Origin of the sequence: Streptomyces sp. OfavH-34-F (assembly GCF_022347745.1) — a bacterium.
Lineage (GTDB): Bacteria > Actinomycetota > Actinomycetes > Streptomycetales > Streptomycetaceae > Streptomyces.
This window is the reverse complement of sequence record NZ_JAKRGC010000443.1, coordinates 1-4,045: the sequence shown is the minus strand read 5'-3', so window position 1 is coordinate 4,045 and position 4,045 is coordinate 1. Positions and strand designations below refer to the sequence as shown.

Sequence of the window (4,045 nt, the reverse complement as noted above, 5' to 3'; positions counted from 1 at the left end):
GGGCGCCGGCTCCGACGCGGCGGCCCTGGCGCTCGACGCCGCGCCGGACGGCGGCGGCTGGCGGCTGACCGGCGAGAAGTGCTGGATCTCCAACGCGCCGGAGGCCGACTTCTACACGGTCTTCGCCCGCACCACGCCGGACGCCCGCGCCCGCGGCGTCACCGCCTTCCTGGTCCCCGCCGACCGCCCCGGCCTCACCGGCACCCCGCTGGAGATGCTCTCGCCGCACCCCATCGGCGCCCTGGCCTTCGACGGGGTCCGGGTCACCCCCGACGACGTGCTGGGCGCCCCGGACCGGGGCTTCGGCGTCGCCATGGACACCCTCAACCTTTTCCGCCCCAGCGTCGGCGCCTTCGCGCTCGGCATGGCGCGGGCCGCCCTGGACGCCACCGTGGCGCACACCGCCACCCGTACCGCGTTCGGCGGGCCGCTGTCCGGGCTCCAGGCCGTGTCGCACCAGGTCGCCGAGATGGCCACCCGCACCGAGGCCGCCCGGCTGCTGGTCTACGCGGCGGCCGCAGCCCACGACGCCGGGGAGCCCGGCGTGCCGCGCCGGGCCGCCATGGCGAAGCTGTACGCCACCGAGACCGCGCAGTACGTCGTGGACACGGCCGTCCAGCTGCACGGAGCCCGGGCCCTGCGCCGCGGGCACCTGCTCGAACACCTCTACCGCGAGGTGCGCGCCCCGCGCATCTACGAGGGCGCCAGCGAGGTCCAGCGCACCATCATCGCCAAGGAGCTGTACGCGAACCGGGAGCCGACCGCATGAGCCCGATCCACCGCATCAATCCGCCCGAACTCTCGCCCGCCGCCGGCTTCTCGCACGCGGTCACCGCCACCGGCGGCCGGCTCGTCTTCCTGGCCGGGCAGACCGCCCTGGACCGGCACGGCACCGTCGTCGGCGCCACCCTGCCCGAGCAGTTCGCCACCGCCCTCGGCAACCTCCTCGCCGCCCTCCGCGCGGCCGGCGGCTCCCCGGCGGACCTGGCACGGGTCACGGTGTACGCCACCGACGTCGCCGACTACCGCGCCCACGCCCCGGAACTGGGCCGGATCTGGCGGCGGCTGGCCGGACGCGACTACCCGGCGATGGCCGTCATCGGAGCCGCCCGCCTCTGGGACGAACAGGCCCTGGTCGAGCTGGACGGCATCGCGGTCCTGCCCTGAACCGCGGACCCGGCGCGACCGGTCCGCGTACGGGAAGCGCCCCGCCGGTCCGGGGGAAACGGACCGGCGGGGCGCTCGCGCACGGAGTGGCTCCGGCTCAGTACGGCTGCACCAGGACGTGCGCCGCGCCCGGGATGCCGACCTTCAGCAGCTCGTCCTCCTCCGGCGTCGTCTCGCCGCCGGTCTCCTGCTTGAGCACGGCACGCGACATCGCCTGCACCCACATGGCGCGCGGCCGGCGCCGGGCCTCCCACGCGTCGAGCGCCGCCGCGAGGTCCGCCTCGGCGTCCAGCGACTCGGCCAGCACCAGCGCGTCCTCCACGGCCATCGCCGCCCCCTGCGCGATGTGCGGGGTGCTGGCGTGCGCGGCGTCACCGGCCAGGACCACCCGGCCCACGTGCCACGGCTCCTCGACGGTCACCTGCGAGATCCGCGAGTACACCACCGTCTCCGGGCCGGTGACCGCGTCCAGCGCCTCGGCGACCGGACCGGAGAACATCGCCAGCCGCTCCCGGAGCTGCTCGTGCGCGCTCGACGGGTCCGGACGGAAGTCCGGGGCCTCGGCGAAGACCGAGCCCAGGTACATCAGCTCGTCGGTGATCGGGGTGAGCAGCGCCTTGGCGGCCTGGCCCGCGGTGCTCATCACGACGCCCCGCACCTGCTCCTGCCGGGGCACGGTGACCCGCCAGTTGGCGAAGCCGGTGTACTCGGGGACGTAGCGGTCGCCGTACAGCCGGGTGCGCAGCGGCGAGCCGATGCCGTCGAAGCCGACGACGAGGTCCCAGCGGCCGGCCGAGCCGTCGGAGAGGGTGACGTCCACGCCGTCGCCGTCGTCGGTGAGGTCGGTGATGGTCGTACCGAAGCGGATCTTCGCCCCGGCCGCCGACGCCGCCGAGGCCAGGATGCGCGCGAGCGCCGGGCGGGGGATGCCGTTGTTGGACGGGGCGTCGCCCATGCGGGGCTGCGGTATCTCGGCCAGGGTCTTGCCGGTCGGGTCCGCGATGGTCAGCACCTCCCACTCGAAGCCCGCCTCCAGGCAGGCGTCGAGCACCCCGATCTCACGCATGACGTGCAGGGCGTTGGAGGGCTGGATGATGCCGACGCCCAGGGCCTCGAGCCGGTCGCGCAGTTCGGCGACCTCGACGGTGTGGCCGCGCCGGGCCAGCGCGGTGGCGAGCGTCAGCCCGCCGATGCCGCCGCCGTGGATCAGGACGCGCAGGGGTGTTGCCATGGGAAAACTCTCCAGAGCGGGAAGAAGAAGGGAACGAGGAGGGGCCGGGAATCCGGTCGCGGGTCAGCCGGCCGCCACGGGCAGGCTCATCAGGTGGTCCACGAGGGCCAGCAGCACGTCACGGCCGAAGGGCCGCTCGCGCACGTCCCCGACCAGCAGCGGTACGTGCGGGTCGAGGTCCAGCGCGGTCCGGATCTCGTCCGCGGTGCGGGTGTTGTGGCCGTGGAAGCAGTTGATCGCGACGACGAACGGGATGTCCCGGCTCTCGAAGAAGTCGATCGACGCGAAGCTGGTCTCCAGCCGCCGGGTGTCGGCGATCACGACCCCGCCGAGGGCGCCGTTGACCAGGTCGTTCCACATGAACCAGAAGCGTTCCTGGCCGGGGGTGCCGAACAGGTAGACGACGAGTTCCGGACTGACCGTGATGCGGCCGAAGTCCAGGGCGACGGTGGTGGTGTCCTTCTGCGCTACGCCGGCCAGGTCGTCGACGCCGACGCTGGCCTGGGTCAGCAGTTCCTCGGTGCGCAGCGGGGTGACCTCGCTGACCGCGCCGACGAGGGTGGTCTTGCCGACGCCGAAGCCGCCGGCTATCAGGATCTTGACGGCGGTGGGCGCCGTCTGACTGGTGGTCATGTTGGCTCAGAGTCTCCGGAGTCCGTCGCGAACAGCGGCCAGTACGCTCATGTCGGCACCGCCGGACGCGCGGGCCACCGACAGCGGGGCCCGCGCGATCAGGAGGCCGGTGGCGACCAGGTCCGCCAGCAGGATCTTGGTCACCGAGACCGGCAGATCGAGGCCGGCGGCGACCTCGGCGACCGCCGCCGGGCGGCGGCAGTGCTCCAGGATCATTCGGTGCTCGGGCTGGAGCCGGCCCGGTCGGACCGCAGCCCCGTGCGCGTCGCGCGGATCGTGCGCGGTCGTCAGCACCGTGATGAGGGTGAGATCGTCCCGCTCGGGCGCGGTCCGGCCACGGGTGATGGTGTACGGGCGCACCATGGTGCCCGCCCCGTCCTCCTCGTCGTCGAACTCGTCGCCCTCGCGGTAGGGCCAGCGCCCGGTCACGCCCGCGGCCCGGTGCCGAAGGCGTCGAAGTCGCTGCGGGCCGGGGTGCTCAGCTTCTGGCCGACCTGGAGGACGAGGTTGTGCATGGCGAGCGACATGACCTCGGCGTCCACCTCCTGGGAGGCGACCACGGCCAGATGCGTGCCCTGGCCGGCCGAGATGATGAACAGCCACAGGTCGGCCAGCTCGACGATCACCTGGTGCACGCCGCCGCCGCCGAACAGCTGGCCCACCCCCCGGGCCAGGCTCTGCTGGCCGGTGCAGATGGCGGCCAGCCGTTCGGCGTCGGCCCGTTCGATGGTGCGCGAGTGGCTGACCACCAGACCGTCGTCGGAGAGCAGCACGGCGTTGCGGGTCTCGGCCACCGAGTCGACGAGGCCGTCGAGCAGCCAGTCCAGGTCCTGACGGGTGGCGGTGGTACGTGTCATGTCCGTTCTTCTCCCGTGAAGAGGGGGGTGGAGGGATCGGGCTGCTTCGACGGCTCCTCGTTCGCGCGGGCGGCGCGGGAACGACGCTGGAAGGCTCCGATGGCGGCGCCGGCCCGGTGGGGTGCCGGCCGGGGCGCCGAGAGGTCGGGCCGGCTCG

At 73.8% G+C, this 4,045-nt stretch carries 6 protein-coding genes; 2 read left to right on the top strand and 4 right to left on the bottom strand.

Features of this window, described 5'->3' with window-relative positions; all coding sequences use genetic code 11:
- Positions 1-769, top strand: a 769-nt coding sequence (locus MHW47_RS32930; RefSeq protein WP_239227511.1) for an acyl-CoA dehydrogenase family protein, incomplete at its 5' end; no start/stop codon positions are given.
- The gene (locus MHW47_RS32925) at positions 766-1,167 is read left to right on the top strand and encodes a RidA family protein (RefSeq protein ID WP_239227510.1); all 402 of its coding nucleotides are present in this window, start codon (positions 766-768) and stop codon (positions 1,165-1,167) included. The genes MHW47_RS32930 and MHW47_RS32925, both read left to right, overlap by 4 nt.
- A gap of 97 nt (positions 1,168-1,264) precedes the next feature.
- Here the strand turns inward: MHW47_RS32925 and MHW47_RS32920 are convergent, their stop codons facing one another.
- The 4 genes from MHW47_RS32920 to MHW47_RS32905 all read right to left on the bottom strand — a co-directional run bounded on the left by MHW47_RS32920 (position 1,265) and on the right by MHW47_RS32905 (position 3,888).
- Complete coding sequence (locus MHW47_RS32920; RefSeq protein ID WP_239227509.1) at positions 1,265-2,398, bottom strand: FAD-dependent monooxygenase; 1,134 nt, start codon at positions 2,396-2,398, stop codon at positions 1,265-1,267.
- A 63-nt stretch (positions 2,399-2,461) separates the two neighbouring features.
- The gene (locus MHW47_RS32915; RefSeq protein ID WP_239227508.1) at positions 2,462-3,031 is read right to left on the bottom strand and encodes an ATP/GTP-binding protein; all 570 of its coding nucleotides are present in this window, start codon (positions 3,029-3,031) and stop codon (positions 2,462-2,464) included.
- Positions 3,032-3,037: 6 nt separating this feature from the next.
- The gene (locus MHW47_RS32910) at positions 3,038-3,460 is read right to left on the bottom strand and encodes a DUF742 domain-containing protein (RefSeq protein WP_239227507.1); all 423 of its coding nucleotides are present in this window, start codon (positions 3,458-3,460) and stop codon (positions 3,038-3,040) included.
- On the bottom strand, positions 3,457-3,888 hold the full coding sequence (locus tag MHW47_RS32905) for a roadblock/LC7 domain-containing protein (RefSeq protein WP_239227506.1): 432 nt from the start codon (positions 3,886-3,888) through the stop codon (positions 3,457-3,459). Before MHW47_RS32905 ends, MHW47_RS32910 begins: the two co-directional genes overlap by 4 nt.
- Between the last annotated feature and the right edge of the window lie 157 nt (positions 3,889-4,045).